This is a genomic window from Variovorax sp. VaC1 (genome assembly GCF_043658315.1).
GTDB lineage: Bacteria > Pseudomonadota > Gammaproteobacteria > Burkholderiales > Burkholderiaceae_C > Variovorax.
The window spans coordinates 721,886-746,818 of record NZ_JBIGLT010000002.1; the positions used below are offsets into that span (position 1 = coordinate 721,886).

The 24,933-nt window shown below is 67.4% G+C and carries 27 protein-coding genes; 5 read left to right on the forward strand and 22 right to left on the reverse strand.

Annotated elements, in window-relative coordinates; genetic code table 11:
* Positions 1 to 44: 44 nt before the first annotated feature.
* The 5 genes from ACGLHS_RS10350 to ACGLHS_RS10370 are packed head-to-tail and all read right to left on the reverse strand — an operon-like array spanning position 45 to position 3,574.
* On the reverse strand, positions 45 to 1,043 hold the full coding sequence (locus ACGLHS_RS10350) for a biotin-dependent carboxyltransferase family protein (RefSeq protein WP_394479313.1): 999 nt from the start codon (positions 1,041 to 1,043) through the stop codon (positions 45 to 47).
* The gene (pxpB, locus tag ACGLHS_RS10355; RefSeq protein ID WP_394479315.1) at positions 1,040 to 1,702 is read right to left on the reverse strand and encodes a 5-oxoprolinase subunit PxpB; all 663 of its coding nucleotides are present in this window, start codon (positions 1,700 to 1,702) and stop codon (positions 1,040 to 1,042) included. Before pxpB ends, ACGLHS_RS10350 begins: the two co-directional genes overlap by 4 nt.
* A gap of 6 nt (positions 1,703 to 1,708) precedes the next feature.
* Positions 1,709 to 2,212: a pantetheine-phosphate adenylyltransferase gene (coaD, locus tag ACGLHS_RS10360; RefSeq protein ID WP_081269908.1), complete on the reverse strand. Its 504-nt coding sequence runs from the start codon at positions 2,210 to 2,212 to the stop codon at positions 1,709 to 1,711.
* Positions 2,213 to 2,255: 43 nt separating this feature from the next.
* Positions 2,256 to 2,906, reverse strand: coding sequence for an RsmD family RNA methyltransferase (locus ACGLHS_RS10365; RefSeq protein WP_394479318.1), 651 nt, complete (start codon positions 2,904 to 2,906; stop codon positions 2,256 to 2,258).
* Between the two features lie 32 nt (positions 2,907 to 2,938).
* The gene (locus ACGLHS_RS10370) at positions 2,939 to 3,574 is read right to left on the reverse strand and encodes a LysE/ArgO family amino acid transporter (RefSeq protein WP_394479320.1); all 636 of its coding nucleotides are present in this window, start codon (positions 3,572 to 3,574) and stop codon (positions 2,939 to 2,941) included.
* 74 nt (positions 3,575 to 3,648) lie between these two features.
* Between ACGLHS_RS10370 and ACGLHS_RS10375 the strand changes: the two genes are divergently transcribed.
* Entirely contained in the window at positions 3,649 to 4,560 is a 912-nt protein-coding gene (locus ACGLHS_RS10375; protein ID WP_394479322.1) for a LysR family transcriptional regulator ArgP, read from the forward strand.
* Positions 4,561 to 4,698: 138 nt separating this feature from the next.
* On the opposite strand, the gene ACGLHS_RS10380 is transcribed toward ACGLHS_RS10375, so the two are convergent.
* Together ACGLHS_RS10380 and ACGLHS_RS10385 are read right to left on the reverse strand one after the other, a co-directional pair.
* The gene (locus ACGLHS_RS10380; protein ID WP_394479324.1) at positions 4,699 to 6,045 is read right to left on the reverse strand and encodes a M16 family metallopeptidase; all 1,347 of its coding nucleotides are present in this window, start codon (positions 6,043 to 6,045) and stop codon (positions 4,699 to 4,701) included.
* A 14-nt stretch (positions 6,046 to 6,059) separates the two neighbouring features.
* A complete protein-coding gene (locus ACGLHS_RS10385) occupies positions 6,060 to 7,508 on the reverse strand; it encodes a M16 family metallopeptidase (protein WP_394479326.1) in 1,449 nt (482 codons plus the stop codon).
* Between the two features lie 29 nt (positions 7,509 to 7,537).
* Between ACGLHS_RS10385 and ftsY the strand changes: the two genes are divergently transcribed.
* Positions 7,538 to 8,812 carry a signal recognition particle-docking protein FtsY gene (gene ftsY, locus ACGLHS_RS10390; RefSeq protein WP_394479328.1) on the forward strand — a complete coding sequence of 425 codons (1,275 nt, stop codon included), beginning with the start codon at positions 7,538 to 7,540 and terminating at the stop codon, positions 8,810 to 8,812.
* A gap of 105 nt (positions 8,813 to 8,917) precedes the next feature.
* Here ftsY and ACGLHS_RS10395 read toward each other — a convergent pair whose 3' ends face one another.
* The 3 genes from ACGLHS_RS10395 to ACGLHS_RS10405 form a co-directional block, all read right to left on the reverse strand.
* Positions 8,918 to 9,922, reverse strand: coding sequence for a hypothetical protein (locus ACGLHS_RS10395; protein ID WP_394479330.1), 1,005 nt, complete (start codon positions 9,920 to 9,922; stop codon positions 8,918 to 8,920).
* Positions 9,923 to 10,081: 159 nt separating this feature from the next.
* Positions 10,082 to 11,875, reverse strand: a complete 1,794-nt coding sequence (locus ACGLHS_RS10400) for an ATP-binding protein (RefSeq protein ID WP_394479332.1) — start codon at positions 11,873 to 11,875, stop codon at positions 10,082 to 10,084.
* Complete coding sequence (locus ACGLHS_RS10405; protein ID WP_394479335.1) at positions 11,872 to 12,579, reverse strand: LuxR C-terminal-related transcriptional regulator; 708 nt, start codon at positions 12,577 to 12,579, stop codon at positions 11,872 to 11,874. Before ACGLHS_RS10405 ends, ACGLHS_RS10400 begins: the two co-directional genes overlap by 4 nt.
* Before the next feature lie 175 nt (positions 12,580 to 12,754).
* On the opposite strand from ACGLHS_RS10405, the gene ACGLHS_RS10410 reads away from it, so the two are divergent.
* Both ACGLHS_RS10410 and rpoH read left to right on the forward strand, forming a co-directional pair.
* Positions 12,755 to 13,219, forward strand: a complete 465-nt coding sequence (locus ACGLHS_RS10410; protein WP_093247353.1) for a DUF962 domain-containing protein — start codon at positions 12,755 to 12,757, stop codon at positions 13,217 to 13,219.
* A 319-nt stretch (positions 13,220 to 13,538) separates the two neighbouring features.
* Complete coding sequence (gene rpoH / locus ACGLHS_RS10415; RefSeq protein ID WP_093247354.1) at positions 13,539 to 14,480, forward strand: RNA polymerase sigma factor RpoH; 942 nt, start codon at positions 13,539 to 13,541, stop codon at positions 14,478 to 14,480.
* A 52-nt stretch (positions 14,481 to 14,532) separates the two neighbouring features.
* On the opposite strand, the gene ACGLHS_RS10420 is transcribed toward rpoH, so the two are convergent.
* From ACGLHS_RS10420 to ACGLHS_RS10445, 6 genes are read right to left on the reverse strand one after another with little or no spacing between them, the layout of a single operon-like run.
* Positions 14,533 to 15,369 (reverse strand): DNA alkylation repair protein, encoded by an 837-nt coding sequence (locus ACGLHS_RS10420; protein ID WP_394479338.1) that lies wholly within the window; start codon positions 15,367 to 15,369, stop codon positions 14,533 to 14,535.
* Positions 15,370 to 15,383: 14 nt separating this feature from the next.
* Positions 15,384 to 15,989, reverse strand: coding sequence for an SCO family protein (locus tag ACGLHS_RS10425; protein ID WP_093247356.1), 606 nt, complete (start codon positions 15,987 to 15,989; stop codon positions 15,384 to 15,386).
* A 16-nt stretch (positions 15,990 to 16,005) separates the two neighbouring features.
* Positions 16,006 to 16,911 (reverse strand): heme o synthase, encoded by a 906-nt coding sequence (cyoE, locus tag ACGLHS_RS10430; RefSeq protein WP_093247357.1) that lies wholly within the window; start codon positions 16,909 to 16,911, stop codon positions 16,006 to 16,008.
* Positions 16,908 to 18,143 carry a heme A synthase gene (locus ACGLHS_RS10435; protein WP_394479342.1) on the reverse strand — a complete coding sequence of 412 codons (1,236 nt, stop codon included), beginning with the start codon at positions 18,141 to 18,143 and terminating at the stop codon, positions 16,908 to 16,910. Before ACGLHS_RS10435 ends, cyoE begins: the two co-directional genes overlap by 4 nt.
* A gap of 53 nt (positions 18,144 to 18,196) precedes the next feature.
* The gene (locus tag ACGLHS_RS10440; protein ID WP_394479344.1) at positions 18,197 to 18,877 is read right to left on the reverse strand and encodes a hypothetical protein; all 681 of its coding nucleotides are present in this window, start codon (positions 18,875 to 18,877) and stop codon (positions 18,197 to 18,199) included.
* Positions 18,864 to 19,706, reverse strand: coding sequence for an SURF1 family protein (locus ACGLHS_RS10445; protein WP_394479346.1), 843 nt, complete (start codon positions 19,704 to 19,706; stop codon positions 18,864 to 18,866). Before ACGLHS_RS10445 ends, ACGLHS_RS10440 begins: the two co-directional genes overlap by 14 nt.
* 27 nt (positions 19,707 to 19,733) lie before the next feature.
* Here ACGLHS_RS10445 and ACGLHS_RS10450 point away from each other — a divergent pair, with 27 nt between their 5' ends.
* Complete coding sequence (locus tag ACGLHS_RS10450) at positions 19,734 to 19,964, forward strand: twin transmembrane helix small protein (RefSeq protein ID WP_093247361.1); 231 nt, start codon at positions 19,734 to 19,736, stop codon at positions 19,962 to 19,964.
* Between the two features lie 77 nt (positions 19,965 to 20,041).
* Here the strand turns inward: ACGLHS_RS10450 and ACGLHS_RS10455 are convergent, their stop codons facing one another.
* The 6 genes from ACGLHS_RS10455 to coxB all read right to left on the reverse strand — a co-directional run bounded on the left by ACGLHS_RS10455 (position 20,042) and on the right by coxB (position 24,876).
* The gene (locus tag ACGLHS_RS10455) at positions 20,042 to 20,923 is read right to left on the reverse strand and encodes a cytochrome c oxidase subunit 3 (protein WP_093247362.1); all 882 of its coding nucleotides are present in this window, start codon (positions 20,921 to 20,923) and stop codon (positions 20,042 to 20,044) included.
* 66 nt (positions 20,924 to 20,989) lie between these two features.
* Positions 20,990 to 21,202, reverse strand: a complete 213-nt coding sequence (locus ACGLHS_RS10460) for a DUF2970 domain-containing protein (protein ID WP_394479350.1) — start codon at positions 21,200 to 21,202, stop codon at positions 20,990 to 20,992.
* Complete coding sequence (locus ACGLHS_RS10465; protein ID WP_093247364.1) at positions 21,199 to 21,825, reverse strand: cytochrome c oxidase assembly protein; 627 nt, start codon at positions 21,823 to 21,825, stop codon at positions 21,199 to 21,201. The genes ACGLHS_RS10460 and ACGLHS_RS10465 overlap by 4 nt, the downstream gene beginning before the upstream one ends.
* A 28-nt stretch (positions 21,826 to 21,853) precedes the next feature.
* Positions 21,854 to 21,970, reverse strand: a complete 117-nt coding sequence (locus ACGLHS_RS10470; RefSeq protein WP_218121973.1) for a cytochrome oxidase small assembly protein — start codon at positions 21,968 to 21,970, stop codon at positions 21,854 to 21,856.
* Positions 21,971 to 22,013: 43 nt separating this feature from the next.
* The gene (gene ctaD, locus ACGLHS_RS10475; RefSeq protein ID WP_093247365.1) at positions 22,014 to 23,654 is read right to left on the reverse strand and encodes a cytochrome c oxidase subunit I; all 1,641 of its coding nucleotides are present in this window, start codon (positions 23,652 to 23,654) and stop codon (positions 22,014 to 22,016) included.
* Between the two features lie 43 nt (positions 23,655 to 23,697).
* On the reverse strand, positions 23,698 to 24,876 hold the full coding sequence (gene coxB, locus ACGLHS_RS10480) for a cytochrome c oxidase subunit II (RefSeq protein WP_093247366.1): 1,179 nt from the start codon (positions 24,874 to 24,876) through the stop codon (positions 23,698 to 23,700).
* Positions 24,877 to 24,933: the final 57 nt, after the last annotated feature.

The window sequence follows — 24,933 nt, forward strand, 5'->3', positions numbered from 1 at the left end:
GGGATCGGCGTTGCGCCGGCCCTCGCGCCGTCTGCTCGCACAGTCTATGCCGCGACCGGCCAGCCTGCAGTCGCCAGCCCCTGCGCCACCTGCCGCAGGTAGCGCTGCTGGTCGGCCCATGCGGCCAGCGATTGCGCCATGTCGACCTGCACCAGCCGCAGCTTGCCGTTGAGCGGCGCCTGCGCCAGCTTCCAGAGATCGGCGCGGATCACCACGCCGATGCGCGGATAGCCGCCGGTGGTCTGCGCATCGCCCATCAGGATGATCGGCAGGCCCGAGGGCGGCACCTGGATCGTGCCGGGGATCACGCCCGACGAGAGCATGTCGCCCCCGCGCCTGCGCTTGAGTTCTGCACCGGCAAGGCGGCTGCCCATGCGGTTGCTTTGCGGTGTGATGCGCCAGCGTTCGCCCCAGAGCAGCTCGCGCGCGGCGAGCGTGAACTGTTCGAACTCGGGGCCGGGCAGCACGCGCAGGGTGATGGCCGCGTCGTCTTCTTCGGGGCCCCAGTCGGGTCCGCGCAGGCCCAAAGGTCGGCGGGTGCGCTGCGCTTCGTCGAGCCGCGACGGGCCCAGCGCGAGCCGGTCGCCCTTGCGCAGCGCACGGCCTTGATGGCCGCCGAAGCTGGCTTTCAGGTCGGTGCTGCGCGAGCCGAGGATCGGGGGCACGTCGATGCCGCCCGCCACCGCGAGCCAGCTGCGAAGGCCGGCTTTCTTGCGGCCCGCCGCATTGGCGCCGCCGAGCTTGAGCGTCTGCCCAGCAGCCACGGACACGCTCCAGCAGGGCCAGAGCGGCACGCCGTCGAGCGTGGCGCTGAAGTCGTCACCGGTCAGCGCGATGCGCGTGTCGGCCTCGAAGCGCAGTTCGCAGCCGCCCATCGTGAGTTCGAGGCCGGCCGCGCCGTCCGCGTTGCCCACGAGCCGGTTGGCCAATGTGAGGGAGAGCACGTCGAGCGCGCCGCCTGGGCAGATGCCGAGCTGCCGGTGACCGTGCCGCCCCAGGTCTTGCACCGACGCGAGCACGCCGGGTTTCTGGATGACGATCATGTCTCTACGCTCTCGACGACGAAGCGCACCCGGTCGCCGGGCCGCAGCAGGGTGGGCGATTCAGCCGTCGGGTCGAACAGCGCCAGCGGCGTGCGGCCGATCAGCTGCCATCCGCCCGGCGACACCAGCGGGTAGATGCCGGTCTGCTCGCCGCCGATGCCGACCGAGCTTGCGGGCACGGCCGTGCGCGGTTCTGCGCGGCGCGGCGTGGCAAGTTCGGGCGCCAGGCCACCCATGAAGGCAAAGCCGGGCAGGAAGCCCAGCAGGTAGACCACGTACTCGCCCGCGCTGTGGCGTCGCACGACTTCTTCTGCCGTGAGGCCGGTGTGGGCCGCGACGTCGGCCAGGTCGGGGCCGTACTCGCCGCCGTAGGCCACGGGAATTTCGATTCGCCGGCCTTCCACCGCACCCTCGCCAAGTTTCGGCCAGGCATCGAGCACCTGTGCCGTGAGCGTGTCGAGATCGATCGCGGTCGGGTCGAAGGTCAGCGTGAGGTTGTTCATGCCCGGCAGCACTTCGCCGACACCCGGCCAGCGTTGCACCTGCGTGGCCAGGGCCCAGATCTTCTGCTGTTGCGCCAGCGTGGCGGGCGCGGGCAGCTCGCACAACAGCGCTGCATCGCCCAGAAGATGCAGTCGGGGCGGGGGCGAGCCGCTCATCGCGGCTTATTCACGGCCGAGGCTGCGGACCTTGGCCGCGAGCTGCTGCTCCACGTTCGGCGAGACGAACTTGTGGACCTCGCCGCCAAGCATCGCGATCTCGCGCACGAAGGTGCTGGAGATGAACTGGTACTTGTCGCTGGGCGTGAGAAACACGGTCTCGACATCGGGCATCAGCGAGCGGTTCATGCCCGCGAGCTGGAACTCGTAGTCGAAGTCGGTCACGGCGCGCAGGCCGCGCACCATGGCCTTGCCGCCGCGCGCCACGACGAAGTCGCGCAGCAGGCCGGAAAAGCTCTCGACCGTGACCTGGTCGCTGTACGGCTTGACCGCCTCGCGTGCCATGTCCATGCGTTCGGACAGCGTGAAGAGCGCCTTCTTGTGGTGGCCCGCCGCGACGGCGACGATCACCTTGGAGAAAAGCTGGGTTGCGCGCCGCACCACGTCCTCGTGACCGAGGGTGATGGGGTCGAATGTGCCGGGATAAACCGCGATCACGTTGCTGGCCATGGTTGCTTCTTCCTCATGCAGCCGATGCGGCTTGTTCGGCGGATTATGCAGTCACGTCCACTGCAAGCCGCAGCAGGTGGGCATGCACGGCGCCGGCCTTCAGGTAGCGGAAACCGACGAGGCCCAAAGGCGCGAGTTCTTCGTCGGTCCAGCGGCCGGGCGCTTCCAGGTACACGGCGCCACCGGCACGCAATGCGCGCACGGCTGCGCGCAGGGCCGGTTCATAGAGCGCGGTGCTCTCGAAGGGCGGGTCGAGAAAAACCGCATGCAGGCTGCCGGCCGTGACGCGCTCGAGCGCCGTCACGCCATTGCCGCGCTCGACGCGCACGGCCTCGGCCGACAGCTTGGTCTTTGCGGCCTGCAGTTGCGCGACCAGTGCGGCGTCCTGCTCGCAGAGCACCACGCTGACGGCGCCGCGCGACGCGGCTTCCAGCCCGAGCGCGCCGGTGCCCGCGAAGGCGTCGAGGCAATGCCAGCCCGGCAGTTCGCCGCCACCCGCGCCGGCCAGGCTCGCCAGCCAGTTGAACAGGGTTTCGCGCACGCGGTCGGGCGTGGGGCGCAGGCCGGGCTTGTCGGCCACCGCGAGGCGGGTGCGCTTCCATTGGCCCCCGATGATGCGCACCTCGCTGGGCGGCTTCGACGGCCGCCGGACGGGCGAGGGACGGGAGGGAACTGCGGCTTTCTTCTGGGGCATGCGGCGAGCTTAACGCCGCCGTGCGCCGGCCTTCAAAGCCCCGTGAAGGCGCGCCGGGCCAGCATGGCGGCCAGCACGAGCATGGTGCCGCCGATCAGCGCGTCGAGCATCTGCCAGGCCCGCGGACGGGCGAACACCGGGGCCAGCAGCCGCGCGCCATAGCCCAGCGCGGTGAACCACAGCGCACTCGCCAGCGACGCACCCGCCACGAACCAGACCTTGAGCGAGCCCGCGTATTGCGCCCCCGCGCTGCCCACCAGCAGCACCGTGTCGAGGTAGACGTGCGGATTCAGCAGCGTGAAACCGGCGGCCTGCGCCACGACGGCCGCGCGCGAAAGCGATGTGCCCTGCGCCGTCGCCTGCAACGCGCCGGGCTGGCGCGAGCGCCACAGCGCCTTCAGGCCGTAGGCGCACAGGAACGCGGCACCGAACCCCGCGAGCACCGTGGCGAGCATCGGGCGGCCCTTGAGCGCCTGCGCCATGCCGGCCACGCCGGCGCCGATCAGCACGGCGTCGCTGGCCGCGCAGAACAGCACCACGGCGCTGACATGCTCGCGCCGCAACCCCTGGCGCAGCACATAGGCGTTCTGGGCGCCAATGGCGACGATGAGCACCAGGCTCATGAAGAGTCCGTTGAGGAAGGCGGCGGAGACGATTTCGGCAGGCATGGCGCGAGCTTGCCGCCTGCATCCGATTCAATCAAACTAAACTTTCTAACTTCAATTCAGTTTTGCTTCATTTCATGCTCGACTACGCCGCCCTCAATGCCCTGGCCGCCGTGGTGCGCGAAGGCAGCTTCGAGCGCGCAGCCCGCGCGCTGCACGTCACGCCCTCGGCGGTGTCGCAGCGCGTGAAGGCGCTCGAAGAACGCACCGGCGGCGCGCTGCTGGTGCGCGGCCAGCCCTGCGTCGCGACCGAGGCGGGGCTGCAGCTATGCCGGCACGTCGAGCGCGTGGGCATGCTGGAACACGAACTGCACGAGGCCTTGCCCGCCCTCGGCATGGGGGGCGGCGAGGCGGGCGAACGCGTCACGGTGCGGGTGGCGGTCAATGCCGACAGCCTCGCGACGTGGTTCATCGCCGCCGCAGCAGCCTTTGCGTCGCAGGAAGAAGGCGCCCTGCTCGACCTCACCGTCGACGACCAGGACCACACGGCCGAGCGGCTGCGCAGCGGCGCAGTGCTGGCCGCCGTGACCGCGCTGGCCCAGCCGGTGGCCGGCTGCAACAGCGAGGCATTGGGCACGACGCACTACGTGGCGGCCGCGAGCCCCGGCTTCGTGCGGCGGTATTTCAAGAAAGGCGTGGGCGCCCGCACGCTGGCGAACGCGCCCAGCCTCGTGTTCGACCGCAAGGACCGCCTGCAGACGCGCTGGGTGCGCCGCATCTGCCATCGCAATGTCGAGACGCCCCGGCACTGGGTGCCCTCGTCGACGGCGTTCGTCGACGCGGCGTGCGCGGGCATGGGCTGGGGCATGCATCCGGCCAGCATGGTGGCCGATGCGATACGGGAAGGAAGGCTGGTGGAGCTGGTGCCCGGCTCGACGCTGCCGGTGCCGCTCTACTGGCAGCAGGCGCGCGCGGCGCCGCAGTTGCTCAAGAAGCTGGGGGCGGCGGTGCGTGCCGCCGCCACCAGCGGGCCGCACGCACTGGCCTGACGGCCATTCGTGCGCTTACACGGCGTGAAGAAACCGTAGCGAGCGCCCCGAGCTTGCACCGAGGACCGGAGCCGTACTCCGTACGGTGAGGACCGCAGGTGCGAGATCGGGGCGCACAGCAGGTCTATTCATGCCTTGTTACTTGCCGCCCACCACCACCGTCACCATGCGCGCAGGCTGCAGCTTGCGCTCGAAGGCGGCCTTGACTTCAGCCGCCGTGACCGCGTTCATGCGCGCGGTCCAGGTGTCAAGGTAGTCCAGCGGCAGGTCGTGCCAGGCGATGTTGGCGACATTGCCGATCAGCTTGCGGTTGCTGTCGAGCAGCAGCGGGAAGCCGCCGATCAGGTTGTCCTTCGCGGCCTTCAGCTCGCTGGCGGTCGGGCCTTCGGCGACGAACTTCGCCAGCACCTCGCGCGACACCTTGATCGCCTGCTCGGCCTGGTCGGGCCGGGTCTGGAAGCCGATGCGGAACGCGCCCGCATCGAGCCCCGGCGCAAAGCCGCTGTAGATGCTGTAGGTCAGGCCACGCTTCTCGCGCACTTCGTTGGTCAGGCGCGAGACGAAACCGCCGCCGCCGAGCACGTAGTTGCCGAGCGTCAGCGCGAAGTGGTCCGGGTCCTTGCGCGGGTAGCCGGGCTGGCCAATGAAGACGTGGGCCTGCGCCGAATCGAACGGAATGCGCTCGTCCTTCGGTGCCGTCAGCTCGGCCACCGGCGCGATCGTCGGCAGCGCCGGGCAGCTCTCGGCGCTGGGCAGGCGCGACAGCAGCGCGGTGGCCATGGTCTCGGCCTCGGCGCGCGTGACCGCGCCCACGATGCTGAGCTTGGCGCGGCACGGCAGCATCAGCTGCTGGTAGCGCTGGCGCATGGTGGCCGTGTCGATGCGCGCGAGCGTGGCCTCGGTGACTTCCTGGCCATAGGGGTGCACGCCATACACCGCTTGGCCGAACGCGCGGCCCGCGACGGTCGCGGGCTTGGTGTTGGCTTCCTTGATGGCGGCGTTGATGCGCTCGCGCTCGCGCTGCCACACGTCGTCGGGAAAGGCCGGCTCGCCGATCTCGCGCGAGGCCAGCGCCACCGCCTTGTTCAGCAGTGCCGGGTCGGACAGCGTGCGCAGCGAATAGCTGGTGCGGTCGGTGCCGGCGCTCACGTCGAAGCTGGCGCCCAGATCGGCCCAGGCTTCGCCCAGGGCGTTCTGGTCGAGCGCGGGCTCGCCGTTCTTGCCGGCGCGCACGCCCTTCTCGACCATGGCTGCCGTGGTGCTGGCCAGGCCCGCCTGCGGCGCGGGGTCGCGGCGGCTGCCGGCGTCGAAGTCGACCTGCACGTCGACGATCGGCAGCGCGTTGGTCGACACCAGGTAGATCTTGGCGCCGTTGGCCAGCGTCCAGTGCTGGATGGGCAGCGCGGCCTGCGCGCTGGTCATGCCGACGATGGCCGTCACGCCCGTGAACAGGGCGCACTGCGCTATCTTTTTAAGAGTTTTCATGAGATCGGGACCTTTCAGCGCAGCTCGCCTGCGGGCGCCGCGAAGCCACGGCCCCGCTTGGGTTCGGGTGGCAGGGGACGCAGCGTGGCGACCGTGAGCTGGTCGTCGCCGAAATACTTGGCGGCCACGGCCTGCACCTGGGCAGCCGTGACGGATTGCAGCCGGGCGACGATGCGCTCGCTGGCGTCGAGCGGCAGGCCCTGGATCCAGTTGCTGCCGAGTTCGCGCGCCTGCGCCATCACCGAATCGCGCTTGTAGGTTTCGCTCGCCACCCACTGGGTCTTGACGCGGGCCAGTTCGGCTTCGCCCACGCCGTCCTTGGCGACACGCGCCACCTGGGCGCGCAGCGCGGCTTCGACCGCTTCGGCGGTCTTGCCGGCGGCAGGCACGCCTTCGAGCATGAAAAGCTGCGGCCCGCGGCCGATGAAGCCCGAATAGGCACCGGCCGAGTCGGCGACGCGGTCGGGGCCCTGGGTGAGCGCGCGGTCCAGGCGCGCACCGGCGTAGCCGTCGAGCACGGCGGACAGCACCACCAGCGCCCAGGCGTCGCTGTTGGTGTCGTCGATGTTCGCGAGCTGCGGCACGCGGTAGGCCAGCGACACATAGGCCTGCTCGGCCGGCGCCTTGAACTCGATGCGGCGGATGCCGCGCTGCGCGGGCTCGATGCGTGGCTTGCGCGTGGGCACCGCGCGCGAGGGAATATGGCCGTAGTACTTCTCGGCCATCGCACGCACCTGGGCCACGTCGACGTCGCCGGCCACCACCAGCACGGCGTTGGCGGGCACGTACCAGCGCTTGAAGAACTCGCGTGCATCGTCGGGCGTCATGGCGTCCAGGTCGCTCATCCAGCCGACCACCGGGCGGTGATAGGGCGAGGCGGTGAAGACGGCGGCGTTCTGCTGCTCGCCGAGCAGCGCGCGCGGCTGGTCTTCGGTGCGCAGGCGGCGTTCTTCCTTGACCACCTCGATCTCGCGCTTGAACTCGTCGTCGGGCCACTGGTTGTTGGCGAAGCGGTCCGATTCGAGCTTCATCACCGCCTCGAGGCTGCCGACCGGGATCTGCTGGTAGTAGCCGGTGTAGTCGCGCGTGGTGAAGGCGTTTTCCTGGCCACCGAGCTGCGCCACGCGGCGCGAGAACTCGCCGGGCTTGATGTCCTTGGTGCCCTTGAACATCATGTGTTCGAGCGCATGTGCCACGCCGGAGGTGCCGTCGACCTCGTCCATGGAACCGACGCGGACCCAGACCATCTGCACCGCGGTCGGCGCGCGCCGGTCGGGCTGGACGATCAGCGTCATGCCGTTCGCAAGGGTGAATTGCTGAGGGCCCGGCGCGGCCGCCGTGGCGGCGGATGATGCGGCGGGAGCCGGTGTGGTCTGGGCCTGCGCAGGCATGGCCCAGGACGCCGAAAGCGCCACTGCCAGCACCGCACCAGACGCAGCACTGCGTGGCGAGAGGTGTTTCATAGAATGGGTCGGATTGTAAAAAGCTCCTGATGTTCAGTTTCTTCAAGAAAAAACCGCCTGCCGAAACCCCGGTCGCGCCGGCGCCCCCACCGCCAGCTGCACCTGCCGCCGAGCCCGCGCCTGCGCGCTCGGTGTTCTCGCCTTCGAGCTGGTTCGGCACGAAGCCGGCGGCTGAAGCAGCGCCGTCGCCCGCGCCCACGCCTGCCCCGGCACCTGTCGAGCCCGCATCGCCGCCTCCGGTGGTGGCTGCGCCGCCGACACCCGCGCCTGTCGCCGCACCGACACCTACTCCGGCGCCTGCCCCCACCTTCGTTCAGCCCCCTCCTCCCGCACCGGCCCCGGTGCCCGCACCTGCGCCGGCGCCCGTTCCGGCCCCCGTTGCCGTCCAGGCGCCTGCCGCCCCCGAGCGCAAGAGCTGGCTCGACAAGCTCAAGACCGGCCTGCGCAAGACCGGCACCGGCATCCAGGCCGTCTTCGTCAACGCGCAGATCGACGACGCGCTGTACGAAGAACTCGAATCGGCCCTGCTGATGGCCGACACCGGCGTCAAGGCCACCGAGTACCTGCTCGACGACCTGAAGGTTCGCGTCAAGCGCCAGATGGCCACCGATGCCGCACAGGTCAAGCTGCTGCTGGCCGATGCCGTCGCCGACCTGCTCAGGCCGCTCGAAAAGCCGCTCGTCATCGGCGAGTTCACGCCGACCGTGATCATGGTGGCCGGCGTCAACGGTGCGGGCAAGACCACCTCCATCGGCAAGCTCACCAAGCACCTGGCCACCGAAGGCGCTTCGGTGCTGCTGGCCGCGGCCGACACCTTCCGGGCGGCGGCGCGCGAGCAGCTGCTGGTCTGGGCCGACCGCAACACGGTCGAGATCGTGAGCAACGAAGGCGGCGACCCTTCCGCCGTGAGCTTCGACGCGGTGAACGCCGGCAAGGCGCGCGGCAAGGACGTGGTGCTGGTCGACACCGCCGGCCGCCTGCCCACGCAGCTGCACCTGATGGACGAGCTGAAGAAGATCAAGCGCGTCGTCACCAAGGCCGACGCCACCGCACCGCACGAAGTGCTGCTGGTGATCGACGGCAACACCGGGCAGAACGCGCTCGCGCAGGTCAAGGCCTTCGACGAGACGCTGGGCCTCACGGGCCTGATCGTGACCAAGCTCGACGGCACGGCCAAGGGCGGCGTGCTGTGCGCCATCGCGCGCGAGCGGCCGATCCCGGTGTACTTCATCGGCGTGGGCGAAAAACTCGAAGACCTCGAGACCTTCAACGCACGCGAATTCGCGCAAGCCCTGCTCGGATAAGAAAAGAAAATGGCCCCTGCTTGCGCCGGGGCCGTTCCTTGCTTTTTTATCGCTCCCTGTTCCCAGGCGTCACAGGTGTCGGGCGCCTGAAACCTGATGAACCCGTCAGGGGCCGAATGGCCCCGTGGGCATGCACAGTGCCGGACCCGTGCAGTTGACCGGCTTGTAGTAGTAGATCTTCGAGACGCCACCCGTGCCGAGCTGCCCGACGAAGCCATAGCCGTTGGCACCCTGGGCATTGGCCTGTTGAAGAAGGTCCGCGATGGCGGCCTCTGGTACCTGCGTCTGGTAGCTGAAGGTGGACGACTGCGAGGCGTCCCGGGCATAGATGTTCCCGTAGCTGTACGGCCCACGGAAGCGGAAGCCGCGGCCGCCCTTTTCGTCGAGCTGGGCCAGGAACCCGGCCTCGTCGCTGGCGGCATCCGCCACTTCGTAGGTGAAGGTCGAATTGCCGAGCGAACTCTTCTCGAAGATGGCCTGCAACGCCGTGCCGAAGGAGTAGGCAGGCGCGACGTTGTAGAAGCCTTCCGACCCCTGCGCATTGCCGCGCGCGATGTAGCCGGCCCGATCGGCTGCAGCCGCTTCGAGCCTGTAGGTAAACGTGGCCGAGGTGTCGCTGTCCTTGCGGTACATGAAGAGGTTGCTGCCGCCGGCGCTCATCGTGCCGACCCAGCGGAATCCCCTGGCGCCGGCTGCGTTGGCGTCGTTCAGGAACGTGTTCGCATCGGTGGGTGCCGGCGTCAGTTCGTAGACATAGGTCGCATCGCCGGGCTTCACGTAGACGTTGGCGCTTCCCGGTGGCTGGTTGTTCGACAGCGGCGCCAGAAAGCGGAAGCCGCGCGCGCCCTCGGCGTTGAGGTCCGCGAGGAAGCCCGCGCGATCGCCGGCTGGCGGCAGCTGCTCGTACATGAACGTGCTGGTGGCCGGCGCTGGAGCAGGCGCGGGTGCCGGCGGTGCGGGTGGTGGTGGCGGCGGGGGTGCAGGCGGAGGCGGCGGCGGCGCCACGGCGATGGGCGGGATGAATCCACTGCTGCCACCACCGCCACCACAAGCCGCCAGAGCCATGGTCGCCGCCACTGCGGCAGCCACGGCTGCGAGTTTGAACTTCATCGAGAGAAACCTCCGGGTCGTTTTGTTTGAGGACAACGCGGGCGAAGGTAAGGCGCGGGAAAGATGCTCGCCAGTGTCGAAAGTCACGACACCTGCCGACTGCATCGAAGATGGGTGCGCAGTGAATACCAATGCCTTCAGGCATCGGCTGCGCAATGGCTAGCGGGCGCCGGCCACCTCGGCCATGGCCTGCAGCAGCACATCGGCAACGACCGGCTTGAAGAGCACCGGCACCTTCGATTCGCGCACTCGCTGAAGGCGTTCGGGCGCGGTTTCGCCGGTGATCAGCAGCAAGGGCGTGGTGGTGCCCTGCCACTGGCTGAGGCGCAGGCCCGTATCGAGGCCATCGGCGCCGTCGGCCAGCCGGTAGTCGCACACCAGCAGGTCGAAGGGGCGCCCTTCGCTGCCCGCCTGCCGCAGGGCCGCGACGGCAGCGGCTTCGTCGGCCACGGCGTGCGCGTCGATGGCATGCGAACGCAGCAGGCCAGTCATGGCCTCGCGGATTTCCAGTTCGTCGTCGAGCAGCAGCACGCGGCCCGGCAGTGCGGGGCGGCGACGCCATGGCGTGTCGGCGGCCGCCTGCGAAAGCGATCCGGCCAGCCTGCGGGCCTGCACGTCGACAGCCGGCAGCACGACGCGAAAGTGCGTGCCCCGCCCCGGCCGCGAATGCATCTGCACCGGATGCCCGAGCAGGCGCGACAGCCGCTGCACGATCGACAGGCCAATGCCCAGGCCCCTCGAACGGTCGCGGCCCGGATTGTCGATCTGATAGAACTCCTCGAAGATCCGGCTCGACTGTTCGGGCGCGATGCCGATGCCGCTGTCGCGCACCTCGATCCACACCGCGTCGCCGCGGTCGCGCGCAGTCACCGTCACGCCGCCGCGCGCGGTGTACTTGAGCGCGTTGTCCATCAGGTTCGACAGCATGCGGTGCAGCAGTTGCGGGTCGCTGCGCACCCACAGGCCGCTGGCGCGCACGCGCAGCTGCAGCTGCTTCTGTTCGGCGCGGGCCGCGAAGGTGTGGTTGAGCGGCAGGAAGAGCGCGTCGAGTTGCACGGGCTGTGGCACCGGCGTGATCACGCCGGCGTCCAGGCGCGACACATCGAGCATGGTGTCGAGCGACGCCCCCAGCGCATTCACCGCGCGCATCAGGCGCTCGGCGTTGCGGCTCTCGGGGCGGTCGCGCAGCTCGTTCTCGAGCGCGGCACCGAACAGCGCGATGGCATGCAGCGGTTGGCGCAGGTCGTGGCTGGCGGTGCCGAGAAAGCGCGTCTTTTCTTCGCTCGCGCGTTCGGTGGCGGCGATCTGTTCGCCGAGGCGCGCGGCAAGCGCCTCGTTCTCGAAGCGCAGCAGGAGCGATTCGGTCAACAGCCTGTGCTGGCCGACGCCCGCGTGCAGGGTCAGCAACAGGTAGGCCGCGCTGGCAACCGCCAGAAAGAGATGCAGGCCGTCGCCCTGCCAGGCCAGCGCGGTGATCATGCCCAGCGACATGGGCATCGTGTAGCCGAACAGCGCCGCCTTCAGCGGCCACAGCGACTGCGCCGCCCGCGCGCAGCTGCCCACGATGACGGCCATCAGCAGCGAGGTCATGGGCAGGTTGTCGTGCGGCACGATGAGCCACGGCACCACGGCCGAGACCATGCTGACCAGCGTGACCATGCGCGAGATCTTCCGGGCCCAGTACGCGCTTTCGCGCGCGGGCCTGGAAGGGTTCCAGCGCGGCGTGAAGAACACGTAGATGTCGGCCATCAGCAGGCCCGCCATCCAGAACAGCAGGCTCGGCTCTTTCAGCTGCGAATAGATGATGGAACCGAACACCACCACGAAAGCCATGTGGGTCAGCGTCGAGATGCCGTAGGTGCTGTAGACCGAGGCAACGTGCTCGCGCAGCACCCGCTGGCCGAGCACGGCGTCGGCGGACGGATCGTTCGGCGCCACGACCGGTCCGCTCAATGCAGGGTGCTGATCAACTGGGCGCGCGAGCGCATGCCGAACAGCAGCAGGATGGTCGAGACATGGTTCTTCACGGTGCCTTCGCTCAGGTTGGCAAGCTGGGCGATTTCCTTGTTGGCCTTGCCTTCGAGCACCCACTGCAGCACCTGCATCTGGCGCGGCGTGAGTTCCTGCCAGGCGCTGGCGTGGGCGAATTCCGCATAGCCGCTGAGCGACTTGGGCAGCGCCGGCGGCAGTTCCGCCGTGTCGGGATCGAGCAGGCCGCAGGCGCGGATGAAGCTCACCACCTCCTTCAGATCGGCCGACTTGGGAAGGAACGCGGCGGCCCCGAGCGCGAGCACGCCCTGCGCCAGCGTGCTGCTGCCGGTGCCCGAAAGCACCACGATGCGCGCCGCCGGAAAGCGCCGGCGGAACTCGGCCACGCCGCTCAGGCCGTGCGTGTCGGGCAGCGCCAGGTCGAGCAGCACGAGGCCGATGCTGGCCTGGTGGGTTTCGTACAGGGCCAGCGCGTCGGCGACGTTGCCGGCCTCGAAGACCTCGATCCGGGCACCGGAGGACGTGGCCTGCGCCTGGACCAACGCGCAGACGCCAAGACGCAGCAGGTCGTGGTCGTCGACGACGAGGATCGCGTTCGCCGCGCGGGTGGGCGTGCCGCTCCCGGCAGCGGGAGGGACGGGCGTGGGGGAAGAGTCGTAGGGAGCCACGCGTTTGATCTTAGCGGCGCGACGGACGGGCGACAGTGCCCTAAGTCACGACGGTACAGCGGTGGTACCGCCCTTTGGCGCTCTCGGGCGGCGCTTGCCACGGCGCCCCGCAATGGGCACCATCGCCACCGTCACATGCATCGCGCCGCATCGAACGGCGAACCGGAGACCTGTCATGACGCACACCGCCGCCGCCCCGCTGGCTTCGAGCGACCGCAAGGTCGACCGCCTGCTCGCCCACTACGAGGAGAGCCACCGCAACCCGAGCAACGAGCTGATCCACTTCATCGCCATCCCGGCGATCATGCTGAGCATCGTCGGCCTGCTGTTCGCGATCCACCCGTGGGTGGCCTACGTTTTCGTGGCGGCCAGCCTCGTTTATTACGCGCTGCTGCGCGCGCCGGCGTTCCTCGTGACCATGCTGGTGCTGACTGCGCTGGCCCTGGTGGTAGTGCATGCGATGGGCGGGCTGGTGCTTCCCGTGTCGGCGGCCATCTTCGTGGTGGCGTGGATCTTCCAGTTCATCGGGCACAAGCTCGAAGGCAAGAAGCCATCGTTCTTCGAGGACCTCCAGTACCTCTGGGTCGGCCCGCTCTTCGTGCTGTCGAAGCTGTTCCTGAAGCTTGGCATTCGCTGGTAGCTTGCGCCGGTCGGCCGGGCCGAAACGCGCAATTCGCTCGGTCATGGGGAACGCATTGGTCACCCGATGGCGCTCGACGGTGCCGGCAAGCTGGGCCAGATGCGTCTGCGATACGCGACAAATATGTGACTCAATGCAAAATTGAGCACTGCCTGCCGCCCGCCGGCAACTGAAGCGGTCGAGCGGGGTCGTAGGGAAAAGGCGGCCAAGCGCCTCCCAAGCCTGAGGCTATCGCCGCGATAGAAACTCAAGGGAACCCTTGGTTTAGCACTCCCTCTAACCGAGTGCTAATATGGCCAACACTAAGGAGTTTCCCCTGATGACAACGCTGTCTGGAGTCTCTGCCAACCAGCTGGCCGTCGCCAATCCATGGTCGATGGTCCCCCCGCTGGGTAACCTGGATGCCTACATTTCGGCCGCCAACCGCCTGCCGCTGCTCACGCTCGAAGAAGAGCAGGGCTTCGCACGCAAGTTGCGCGACCAGAACGACCTCGACGCCGCCGGCGCGCTGATCCTGTCGCACCTGCGCCTCGTGGTCTCCATTTCCCGCCAGTACCTGGGCTACGGGCTGCCGCACGGCGACCTGATCCAGGAAGGCAACGTGGGCCTCATGAAGGCCGTGAAGCGTTTCGACCCCGACCAGGGCGTGCGGCTGGTGAGCTATGCCATGCACTGGATCAAGGCCGAGATCCACGAGTACATCCTGAAGAACTGGCGCATGGTCAAGGTCGCGACGACCAAGGCCCAGCGCAAGCTGTTCTTCAACCTGCGGTCCATGAAGCAGGGTTTCAAGGCCGACTCGGCCGCGGCCGACAACGGCACGCACCGCGAGACGCTGAGCCCCGACGAGGTGTCGCAGATGGCGACCCGGCTCAACGTCAAGCCTGAAGAAGTGCTCGAGATGGAAACCCGCCTGTCGGGCGGCGACGTGCTGCTCGATCCGGGTCCGTCGGACGACGGCGACGAAGGCTTCGGCCCGATCGCCTACCTGGCCGACGCCACGCAGGAGCCGACCGCCCTGCTCGAATCGCAGCAGCGCGATCGCCTGTCGAGCGACGGCATCGCCACCGCGCTCGAAGCGCTGGACGACCGCAGCCGCCGCATCGTGGAAGAGCGCTGGCTCAAGGTCAACGACGACGGTTCGGGCGGCATGACGCTGCACGACCTGGCCGCCGTGTACGGCGTGAGCGCCGAGCGCATTCGCCAGATCGAAGTCGCTGCCATGAAGAAGATGAAGAAGGCGCTTGCCGACTACGCATGAGCGGCGTTTTTCGCCCTCTTCCCGAACGAGCCCGGCCGCAAGCCGGGCTTTTTCATTTGGAGAGCGTGCGCAGGGCCCGCTTGGCGATGTAGCGGGTCTCGGCCGTGTCCGATTCCGCGACCCAACGCGCGCACAGCCTGTCGACCCATTCGCCCTGGGTCTTGCTGGCGTCGTTGAGCCAGTTCGCGACCGAGTTCTGCACGTAGCGGCTCGGGTCGGCGCGCAGCGGCTCGATCAGCGGCAAAGCACGCCAAGGCTCCATCTTGAGCGCCTCGATCTGCGCGCACCACACGCCGCGCGGCCGCGTGAGTTCGCTGGCGAAGCGGCGGATGTTCGGGTCGGCATCGAAGACCCATGGCTGCAGCAGCGCCAGCGCCTCGTCCAGCGAGGCGATGACCGCATCGCGCACCGCCATCCAGGCGATTTCGCGCACGCCGAAGTGCGGGTCGGCGGCAAAGCGGCGCACCGCCTCCAGTTGCGCCGGCAACGAGAGGCCCGAGAGCGTGACCCACTGCGCAGCCCAGCAGCGCGCGACATCGCTCGCATGCGTGGCCAGCCTGTGGGCAACGGCGTCACGCTCGGCGTGCAGGGCCGTCAGGTCATAGAGCGCGCGTGCGATGTGGCTGTGCCGCTGCATCGGCTTGAAGGCACCGAGCATGGCCAGCGTGTCGACCAGCCGCTCGCTCGCCGCGTCGAGGCCGATGTGCCCCGCCACGCTGCGCGCGAGCTGCGGCAGCTCCAGCGCCAAAAATTCGTTGAGGTTGACGGTTTCGAGCAGGCCGTCGTTGAGCGCACGCAGCACCTCGGGCGGAATGAGCGCGATGCGAAAGGCGCCCTTGCGCCCTTTCAGATGATCGACCGAACCGGCCACGGCCACTGCGGCGTCCATGTGCAACGGGCCTCTCAGGACGCGAGCAATGCCTTCACGTCCGCCACCATGGTCGGCACGCCCGCGCCATAGCGCGCATACAGCCGCAGCCTGCCCTGCGTGTCGTAGACGTAGCTGGCGGCCGAGTGGTCCATCGAGTAGCTGGTCGGCGTCTTGCCGTCGACCTTCTTGTAATAGACCTTGAAATCCTTCGCGACTGCGGCGAGTTCTTCGGGCGTGGGAATGAGCGCCACGAAGCTCGGGTCGAACGCGCCCATGTAGGCCTTCAGCACCTCGGGCGTGTCGCGCGCCGGATCGACGGTGAGAAACAGCACCTGCAGCTTGTCGCCGTCCTTGCCGAGCTGCTGCTTGACCTGCGCCATCTCGGTCATCGTGGTCGGGCACACGTCGGGGCATTGCGCGTAGCCGAAGAACAGCACGACCACCTTGCCCTTGAAGTCGGCCAGGGTGCGGACCTTGCCGTCGGCGTCCTTCAGCGAGAAGCCCTTGGCGTAGTCGGCCCCGGTGATGTCGACGGCATTGAAGTTCTGCTTGGTCTCGCCACAGGCCGAGAGCCCCACGCCCACAGCCGCCACGCCCACGCTGGCGGCAATCAGTTTGAGAGCGTTTCGCTTGTTCATGGGAGCAGTATTCAATTCAGTGGAGGTAATGGTCGACGAGCAGCGCGAGGAACAGCACGCTCAGGTGAATCAGCGAAAACCGGAAGGTCTTGCGCGCCAGCGTGTCGGAGTAGTTGCGCCAGAGCGCGAAGGCATAGCCGGTGAAGCCCACGCTGACGACGACGGCAACCGCAAGGTACAGCCAGCCGCTCATGCCGTAGATGAAGGGCATGAGGCAGGCCGCGAACAAAATGAAGGTGTACAGCAGCACCTGCAGCCGCGTGAACTCGTTGCCGTGCGTGACGGGCAACATCGGCAGGCCGGCCTTGCGGTAGTCCTCGACGCGGTAGAGCGCCAGTGCCCAGAAGTGCGGCGGCGTCCACAGGAAGATGATGAGAAACAGGATCAGCGCCTCGGGGCCGACATCGCCCGTCATCGCGGCCCAGCCCAGCACCGGCGGCATCGCGCCAGAAGCACCGCCGATCACGATGTTCTGCGGCGTCAGCGGCTTGAGGATCACCGTGTAGATGACCGCGTAGCCGACGAAGGTGGCGAACGTGAGCCACATGGTGAGCGGATTGACCGTGAACCACAGCAGCGCCGAGCCGACCGCACACAGCAGCGCCGAGAACAGCAGCGCCTGCATGTCGCTGAGCTGGCCGCGCGCCGTGGGGCGCCAGGCGGTGCGCTTCATCTTCGCGTCGATGCCCTTTTCGACCAGGCAGTTGAACGCCGCTGCCGCACCCGCCACCAGCCAGATGCCGATACAGGCCAGCACGCCGCGCTGCACATCGGCCCACGAAGGCAGCCCGGGGACGGCCAGCACCATGCCGATCAGCGCGCAGAACACGATCAGCTGCACCACGCGCGGCTTGGTCAGCGCGTAGAACTGGCGCAGCACGTTCACGGTGCTGGTGTGCTGAACGGGGATCGGGGTGCTCACGCGGTGGCTTTCTTCGGGTTGGGGGTCGCGCGTGCATTGTCGTCGGCACGCAGGGCCACGGTGGATGCCGCTTCGCGGCGGCTTTCGCACAGCGCCCAGGTCAGCACCACGGCGAGCGCCGCGGCGCCGCCGGTGTGCAGCACGGCGGCGGCCAGCGGCCAACCGAGCAGCACGTTGCCCAGGCCCGTGGCGAGTTGCAGGAGAGCAAGCCCGGCAAGCCAGCGCGCCTGCGGGCGCAATGGCTCGATGCGGCGCATGCGCCACGCCAGCACGCCGAGCGCCACGAACACTGCATAGGCCATCAGCCGGTGCGCATAGTGGATGGCCGTGAGCGCGGAAAAGTCGAGCGGCTGGCCGTCGCCAGTCACGCCCAGGTGGCGCCAGATCTCGAAGCCCTGCGCGAAATTCATCGGCGGCCACCAGCTGTTCTGGCAAGTCGGGAATTGCGTGCAAGCGAGCACCGCATAGTTGGTGCTGACCCAGCCGCCGAGGGCGATCTGCAGCACGAGCAGGACGGTGGTTGCGATCAGTCCGTTGCGCAGCGCGGGCGACACAGCCGTGGGCAGCCGCTGCATCGCGCTCTGCTTGTAGCGCACCGCCTGGATGCACAGCAGCGCCAACAGCACGATGGCGCCCATCAAATGCGTGGTGACGATGGCCGGGAACAGTTTCCAGGTGACGGTCAGCGCGCCGAATGCGCCCTGCAGACTCACGCCCACAAGCGTCGCCGTCGGCCACCAGGGGTTCAACACGGCTTGTGCGATGGAAGGTGGAGGCTGCGGTGCGTTTCCGGCCTTGGGCCCGATCGAAGGCCACCAGCGCACCAGCCACGTGGCCACGGCCAGCACAAGGATCAAGACGCCAACACCCGTTGCCAGGTAGCGATGAACCATCTCGACCCACGCCTTGCCGTGCGTGACCGGACCGGTCGGCTGGGCGCTCTGCGCCATCGCGATCTCGTGCCGCGCTCCGTGCGGGCTGGCGTTGCCATAGCAGCCGGGCCAGTCGGGGCAGCCAAGACCGGAATCGGTGAGCCGGGTGAAGGCGCCGAACAGCGTGAGGTCGAACGTAAGGAACAGCGTGAGCACGGTCAGTGCGTGCAGCCGGCGCGCCGGGCCTGCACCCGCGTTGCGCCGCCAGACCCACAGCAACGGGCCAAGCGCGATCAGCACGCCCGCGGCCATGAGCCACGCGATCGGCGTGAGGTCGTAGAGCGAGCTCGTCGTGTCCATGCGGTACTGCTTGTCTGCCTGTCTATCGATCTATCTGTCTGTCTGTCGGCCTGTCAGCGGTCCGGCTTGTCCCACGAGGCCGACGCGCGCAGCAGGCGGTCGATGTCGCGCTTGGCGCGGCTCGCGCCCGCGGCGTCCATGCGGGCCGGGAAACGCATCATCCAGTTGCCCATCGGGTCGATCACGAAGAGGTGCTCGGCAAGGCTGTGGCCGGACGCCGGTGCCAGCCACTTGGCCAGCTGCTCGGCCGGCACGCGCAGCACGGTCGCGCCATGCAGGCCGTTGTTCAGGCGCTCGGGCACGGGCGCGGCGTCGCTCACGAGCCAGACGCGGTCCATGCGGTCTTTTTCGCGGCCCAGGCTTTCGCGCAACTGCCGCTGCAGGTACAGCTGCTGCTCGCACAGCGCATCGCAGGCCGCATCGGCCACCGCGACCAGAAGCCACTGGCCCTTGAGCGTGGCGATGTCGACCGGCGCCCCGTTGCGATCGGTGGCGATCAGCTTCGGCAGTTCGCGCTGCGGGTCGATCAGCTCGCCGTACACGCTGCGGCCTTCGGGCCGGATCACGTAGTAGGTGAAGTACGAGGCGATGACAGGTGCCGCGCACATCAGCATCACGGCGACCATCTTCCAGCGCCCGCTCACCGTGCGGCGCCCCTCCGCACCGTCGAGCGCCTGGCTGGGCGACGGCATCGAATGCACCGTCAGGCCCAGCGGCTCGTCAGAAGCGGCCATCGCGTGCGCGGCGCCTTGAACGGCGGAAGGGGGTGATGAATTGGAACCAGACATAGAGGATGACGACGAGGGCCGAGAGGCCGAACCACTGGAATGCATAACCGTAGTGCCTCTCCAAGCCCAGCGCCGGGGCCGGCCAGTCGCGCTGCAGGCCCTCGGAGGCCGGCCCGGTCTGCTGCAGCGACACATCGGTTCGCAGCGGCAGCTTGGTCTCGGCGCGGAAGGCCTCCAGGTCGAGATTTTGCCGGATGGACGAAGCCCCTTCGGCGGCTGGTGCCGAGGCTGCCCCGGCGGGTGCCGACGCAGCAGCGGCCGGAGCTGATGCCGATGCCGGCGTTCCCAGTTCGAGCAGATGGCTCGGCGGCGGCTCAATCAGGCCGGTGACCTCGACAATGCCCGCCGGCGTCTCGACCTCGCCCAGCTTCGTGCGGTCGACGAAATTGCGCTGCACCCAGCCGCGCTGCACCATCACCGCCTGTTCGCTGCCTTCGAGGGCGAACGGCGTCAGCACATAGAAGCCGGGCACGCCGTGCATCTGGCGGTTGTCCAGGTAGACGGTCTGCGTCGGCAGCCACAGGCCGCGCAGGCGCACCGGTCGGTGCAGCGCGTCGGAAGCCTTTTCGAGCGCGAGGAATTCGGCCTGGGCCAGCGCAGGCTTCTGCTTCTGGGCGTCGATGTCGGCCTGCAGCGCTTCTTTTTGCGCGGCGCGCGACAGCTGCCAGCGGCCGAGCGAAACAGTAGCGGCCAGCGTCAGCACGGCCGCGATGGTGATGAGCCAGAAACGGCCAGGGCGGCGGCGTTCTTCGGGGTACAGGGGTTCGGGAGTCACTGGAGAGAAAGGGGCGTGCGGCCGATAATGCGGGTCATGAAATATTTCGTCGCCCTCGTGTTCGTGGGCATCTTCGCGAGCCTCGCTTTTGCACTGTTCTTCATGCTGAAGGACGGTCGCAACGGGCGCGCCAAGAGCGGCGGCATGGCGCGCGCGCTCACCGTTCGGATCGGCCTCTCGGTGTTTTTGTTCCTCTGCATGCTGCTCGCCTGGAAACTCGGCTACATCCAGCCCACCGGGCTCCCGCTCGGCAAGTAGGTGGTGCTCGTTCCAGGAGAACCATGAAAAAGGCGCCTTGCGGCGCCTTTTTTGTGGAATGCCGAGAGGTTCGTCGCTCAAAGCCAATAGACCAGCATATAGAGGCCGAGCCAGACCACGTCCACGAAGTGCCAGTACCAGGCCGCGCCCTCGAAGCCGAAGTGGCGCTCGGGCGTGAAGTGGCCCTTCTGCAGCCGCAGCGTGATGAACAGCAGCATCAGCATGCCGATGAACACGTGCAGGCCGTGGAAGCCGGTCAGCATGAAGAAGGTCGAACCGTAGGTGCCCGAGCTGAGCTTGAGGTTCAGTTCGGTGTACAGGTGGTGGTATTCATAACCCTGCACGCCCAGGAAGAGGATACCCAGCAGCACGGTGAGCCACATGAAGCGGATCGTCTGTGCACGATGGCCCGCACGCAATGCGTGGTGGGCAATGGTGAGCGTCACGCCCGAGCTGAGCAGCAGCGCGGTGTTGATCGTGGGCAGCCAGAACGGGCCGACAGTCTGGAAGGGCTCGACGATGCCGGCCGGCGAACCGGTAGCGCCGGCGGCCACGCTGGGCCACACGGCCTTGAAGTCGGGCCAGAGGATCGCGTTGTCCAGGCTGCCGAGCGTCGGCAGCGCGTGGGTGCGGGCCCACCACAGCGCCGTGAAGAAGGCGCCGAAGAACATCACTTCCGAGAAGATGAACCAGCTCATGCTCCAACGGAACGAGAGGTCGACCTTGTGGCCGTACTGCCCGCCTTCGCTTTCGCCGATGGCTGCGCGGAACCACACGAAGAGCGTGCCGAGCCAGATCACCATGCCGGCCAGCAGGGACCACGAGCCCCATGCGTGCCCGTTGATCCATTGCGCGGCGCCGAGGATGACGAAGAACAGGCCGGTCGCGGCCATGACCGGATAGGCCGATGGTCCGGGCACGAAGTAGTAGGGCGTGGTGCCGTGGGTGGTTGAACTCATATCAGCTCCTGGCTTTCTTTCTTCTCTCGATTCAATGGATTCTGGTTGTCGTGGGCATCTTCGTCATCAGGCCGCCACCACATAGCGCACCAGCAGCACCAGCCCGACCACGAAGACGATCACGGCCGCGAATGCCACCGCAATGATGTGCAGCGGATTCAGCTTGCCCAGGTCTTCCTGGTAGGCGCTGTTCTTGCGAACGCCGAAGAACGACCAACCCACCGCCTTCACGGTGTCCCACAGCGAAGCCTTCGGCTTGCGCGAAAGATCGGCCGTCACGAGCGCGGCTCATTCGCTGCATTCGAAACAGCCGCCACCGGCGCCGGCGGCGTCTTGCCGCCCACCTCGAAGAAGGTGTACGACAGGGTGATGGTCTTCACGTCCTTGGAAATCTTGGGGTCGATCACGAACGCGACCGGCCACTGCTTCTTCTCGCCCGGATCGAGCGTGTACTGGTTGAAGCAGAAGCACTCGAGCTTGTTGAAGTACGGCGCGGCCTGCTGCGGTGCGTAGCTCGGAATGGCCTGCGCGGCCATGCGGCGGTTCTGCACGTTCTGGAACTCGTACATCACCGTGTTGAGCTGGCCCGGATGCACTTCGATGGTCCGCTCCGCGGGCTTGAAGTCCCAGAGGCCGCCGCGCACGTTCGAGTCGAACTCGACCGTGATGGTGCGGCTCATGTCGACCTGCGTGTTGTCGGGCAGGCGCACGTTCTTGCCGCCGCTGGCGCCGCCGGGCACCTCGAGCTCGGAGAGCGCGAGGATGTTGATGCCCGTCATCTCGCAGATGGCGCGGTACATCGGCACCAGCGCATAACCGAAGGCGAACATGCCGCAGGCCACGACGGCCAGCTTGCCGACCATGCGGACATTGGCGCGCCGGATGCGTTGACCGAGACTCATGCTGCTGCTCCCGTTCGGTTGCCGGCGGTCAGCGACCGCCGAAGAAGGCCATGCGGACGATGAAACCGATGAAGAAGATCACCGCGATGGAGGCCAGCGTGAGCCCCATGCGCCGATTGTTCTTTCTTTGCTCAGGCGTGGTCATCGTTGTCGTGCGGTCGCGTGGCTTGTTGCTGGCTGCCGATCGATCAACCGATCACCTTGGTGGCGGTGATGTCGAGCTTGGGCGGGTTCTCGAAGGTATGGAACGGTGCGGGCGAAGGCACTTCCCATTCGAGGCCTTCGGCGCCTTCCCATGGCTTTTGTGGAGCCTTCTCGCCCTTGCCGCGCATGGTCGGCAGCACGACGAACAGGAAGAAGTAGACCTGCGCGAAACCGAAGAAGAAGGCACCGACCGACGCCACGGCGTTGAAGTCGGCAAACTGCATCGGGTAGTCGGCATAGCGTCGCGGCATGCCGGCCAGGCCCAGGAAGTGCATCGGGAAGAAGGTGACGTTGAACGAGATCAGCGACCACCAGAAGTGCACCTTGCCGCGCGTTTCGTTGTACATCACGCCGGTCCACTTGGGCACCCAGTAGTAGAAGCCCGAGAACATGGCGAACAGCGAGCCGGCCACCAGCACGTAGTGGAAGTGAGCCACCACGTAATAGGTGTCCTGTAGTTGCGTGTCGATGGGCGCGACCGCGAGGATCAGGCCGGTGAAGCCGCCCATCGTGAACACGAAGATGAAGCCGACCGCGAACAGCATGGGCGTCTCGAAGGTCATCGAGCCCTGCCACATGGTGGCGATCCAGTTGAAGATCTTCACGGCCGTGGGCACCGCGATCAGCATGGTCGCGTACATGAAGAACAGCTGGCCGGTGAGCGGCATGCCGGTCGTGAACATGTGGTGCGCCCACACGATGAACGACAGGATGGCAATCGACGAGGTGGCGTACACCATCGAGGCATAGCCGAAGAGCTTCTTGCGGGCAAAGGCCGGCACCACCTGGCTGATGATGCCGAAGGCCGGCAAGATCATGATGTACACCTCGGGGTGGCCGAAGAACCAGAAGATGTGCTGGTACATCACTGGGTCGCCGCCGCCGGCGGGGTTGAAGAAGCTGGTGCCGAAGTGGCGGTCGGTCAGCGTCATCGTGATGGCGCCTGCGAGCACGGGCATCACGGCGATCAGCAGGTAGGCGGTGATGAGCCAGGTCCAGCAGAACATCGGCATCTTCATCAGCGTCATGCCGGGGGCGCGCATGTTGAGGATGGTCACGATGATGTTGATCGAGCCCATGATCGACGAAGCGCCCATGATGTGCATCGCGAAGATGCCGGCGTCCATCGAGGGGCCCATCTGCAGCGTGAGCGGCGCGTAGAGCGTCCAGCCCGCGGCGGGTGCGCCACCGGGCATGAAGAACGAACCGACCAGCATCAGCGCCGCGGGAATCAGCAGCCAGAAGCTGAAGTTGTTCATGCGCGCGAACGCCATGTCGGAGGCGCCCACCTGCAGCGGGATCATCCAGTTCGCGAAGCCCACGAAGGCCGGCATGATGGCGCCGAACACCATGATCAGGCCGTGCATGGTGGTGAACTGGTTGAAGAGCTCCGGGTTCACCAGTTGCAGGCCGGGCTGGAACAGCTCGGCGCGGATCAGCAGGGCCAGGATGCCGCCCACCATCAGCATCGTGAAGCTGAACAGCAGGTAGAGCGTGCCGATGTCCTTGTGGTTGGTCGCGAACACCCAGCGGCGCCAGCCGGTGGGCGCGTGGTGATCGTGATGCTCGTCGTGTGCGTGGTCGCCGGGGACTGCGTGACCGTGGGGGTCGAGGACTGCACTCATTTCGTTGTTCCTTGCAATTTCTTCTTCGCGGGGCGCTGCCGGATCACTTGCCGCGCAGGGCCAGCACTTCGGCCGGCTGCACCAGCTGGCCCGTCTTGTTCGACCAGCTGTTCTTGGTGTAGGTGGCCACTGCCGCGAGATCGGTGTCGCTCAGTTGTTTCCAGGAGGGCATCGCGCCGTTGTTCTGGCCGTTGAGCAGCACATGCAGCTGCACCGAGTGGTCGGCGTCGAGCACCTTCGGATCGCCGTCGAGCGCCTTGATCGGGCCCGCGCCCTTGCCGTTGGCCTGATGGCAGGCGGCGCAGTTGGCGGCGTAGACCTTCTCGCCGCGAACCAGCATGTCGGGCAGCGTCCAGACCTTGGTCGGGTCGTCGAGCTTGGCGGCGGCGATCTTGCGCTGGTCAGCCACCCAGGCGGTGTAGTCGGCGGCCGAGACCACCTTCACCTGGATCGGCATGAAGGCGTGTTCCTTGCCGCACAGTTCCTGGCACTGGCCGTAGTAGGTGCCGATGGTCTCGGCACGGAACCAGGTGTCGCGCACGAAGCCGGGAATCGCGTCTTGCTTGAGGCCCAGCTGCGGCACGGCGAACGCGTGGATCACGTCGTTGGCGGTGGTGATGATGCGGATCTTCTTGTTGACCGGCACGACCAGCGGGTAGTCGACCTTGAGCAGGTAGTCGTCGGGCATCGCGCCCTTGGCGCCGGCATCGGACATGGCGCGCTGCGAGCTGTCGAGCGTGGAAATGAAGGCCAGGCCCTCGCCTTCGCCGTTCAGGTAGTCGTAGCCCCACTTCCACTGGTAGCCCGTGGTCTTGATCGTGAGGTCTGCGTTGGTGGTGTCCTTCTGGGCCACCAGCACCTTGGTGGCGGGCAGCGCCATGACGATCACGATGAGGAAGGGCACGATGGTCCAGATGACCTCGACCACCACCGACTCATGGAAGTTGGCCGCCTTGTGGCCGACCGACTTGCGGTGCTTCCAGATCGAATAGAACATGACCGCGAACACGGCGACGAAGATGACCGTGCACAGAATCATCATGATCGTGTGGAGCAGATGCTGCTCCTGCGCGATCTTGGTCACACCGACCGGAAGATTCAACTGGCGCACCGAAGGGCCGCCGGGCAGATCGTTGACTGCGTGCGCCGCGCTGCTGAAAGCCGCGCCGGCCGCCAGCAACAGATTCGCCGGCCTGTACTTATTGCGCCAAATGCTCTTCATCGTGTTCACGTTTCTTCAATTTTTTCGACAAACCCAACCGTGCAGCACTGCGCGAGC

Coding starts and splice junctions, on each gene's coding strand:
- ACGLHS_RS10350 (WP_394479313.1), bottom strand. CDS start 1,043: ATGATCGTCATCCAGAAACCCGGCGTGCTCGCGTCGGTGCAAGACCTG.
- pxpB (WP_394479315.1), bottom strand. CDS start 1,702: ATGAGCGGCTCGCCCCCGCCCCGACTGCATCTTCTGGGCGATGCAGCG.
- coaD (WP_081269908.1), bottom strand. CDS start 2,212: ATGGCCAGCAACGTGATCGCGGTTTATCCCGGCACATTCGACCCCATC.
- ACGLHS_RS10365 (WP_394479318.1), bottom strand. CDS start 2,906: ATGCCCCAGAAGAAAGCCGCAGTTCCCTCCCGTCCCTCGCCCGTCCGG.
- ACGLHS_RS10370 (WP_394479320.1), bottom strand. CDS start 3,574: ATGCCTGCCGAAATCGTCTCCGCCGCCTTCCTCAACGGACTCTTCATG.
- ACGLHS_RS10375 (WP_394479322.1), top strand. CDS start 3,649: ATGCTCGACTACGCCGCCCTCAATGCCCTGGCCGCCGTGGTGCGCGAA.
- ACGLHS_RS10380 (WP_394479324.1), bottom strand. CDS start 6,045: ATGAAAACTCTTAAAAAGATAGCGCAGTGCGCCCTGTTCACGGGCGTG.
- ACGLHS_RS10385 (WP_394479326.1), bottom strand. CDS start 7,508: ATGAAACACCTCTCGCCACGCAGTGCTGCGTCTGGTGCGGTGCTGGCA.
- ftsY (WP_394479328.1), top strand. CDS start 7,538: ATGTTCAGTTTCTTCAAGAAAAAACCGCCTGCCGAAACCCCGGTCGCG.
- ACGLHS_RS10395 (WP_394479330.1), bottom strand. CDS start 9,922: ATGAAGTTCAAACTCGCAGCCGTGGCTGCCGCAGTGGCGGCGACCATG.
- ACGLHS_RS10410 (WP_093247353.1), top strand. CDS start 12,755: ATGACGCACACCGCCGCCGCCCCGCTGGCTTCGAGCGACCGCAAGGTC.
- rpoH (WP_093247354.1), top strand. CDS start 13,539: ATGACAACGCTGTCTGGAGTCTCTGCCAACCAGCTGGCCGTCGCCAAT.
- ACGLHS_RS10420 (WP_394479338.1), bottom strand. CDS start 15,369: ATGGACGCCGCAGTGGCCGTGGCCGGTTCGGTCGATCATCTGAAAGGG.
- ACGLHS_RS10425 (WP_093247356.1), bottom strand. CDS start 15,989: ATGAACAAGCGAAACGCTCTCAAACTGATTGCCGCCAGCGTGGGCGTG.
- ACGLHS_RS10435 (WP_394479342.1), bottom strand. CDS start 18,143: ATGGACACGACGAGCTCGCTCTACGACCTCACGCCGATCGCGTGGCTC.
- ACGLHS_RS10440 (WP_394479344.1), bottom strand. CDS start 18,877: ATGGCCGCTTCTGACGAGCCGCTGGGCCTGACGGTGCATTCGATGCCG.
- ACGLHS_RS10450 (WP_093247361.1), top strand. CDS start 19,734: ATGCGGGTCATGAAATATTTCGTCGCCCTCGTGTTCGTGGGCATCTTC.
- ACGLHS_RS10455 (WP_093247362.1), bottom strand. CDS start 20,923: ATGAGTTCAACCACCCACGGCACCACGCCCTACTACTTCGTGCCCGGA.
- ACGLHS_RS10465 (WP_093247364.1), bottom strand. CDS start 21,825: ATGAGTCTCGGTCAACGCATCCGGCGCGCCAATGTCCGCATGGTCGGC.
- ACGLHS_RS10470 (WP_218121973.1), bottom strand. CDS start 21,970: ATGACCACGCCTGAGCAAAGAAAGAACAATCGGCGCATGGGGCTCACG.
- ctaD (WP_093247365.1), bottom strand. CDS start 23,654: ATGAGTGCAGTCCTCGACCCCCACGGTCACGCAGTCCCCGGCGACCAC.
- coxB (WP_093247366.1), bottom strand. CDS start 24,876: ATGAAGAGCATTTGGCGCAATAAGTACAGGCCGGCGAATCTGTTGCTG.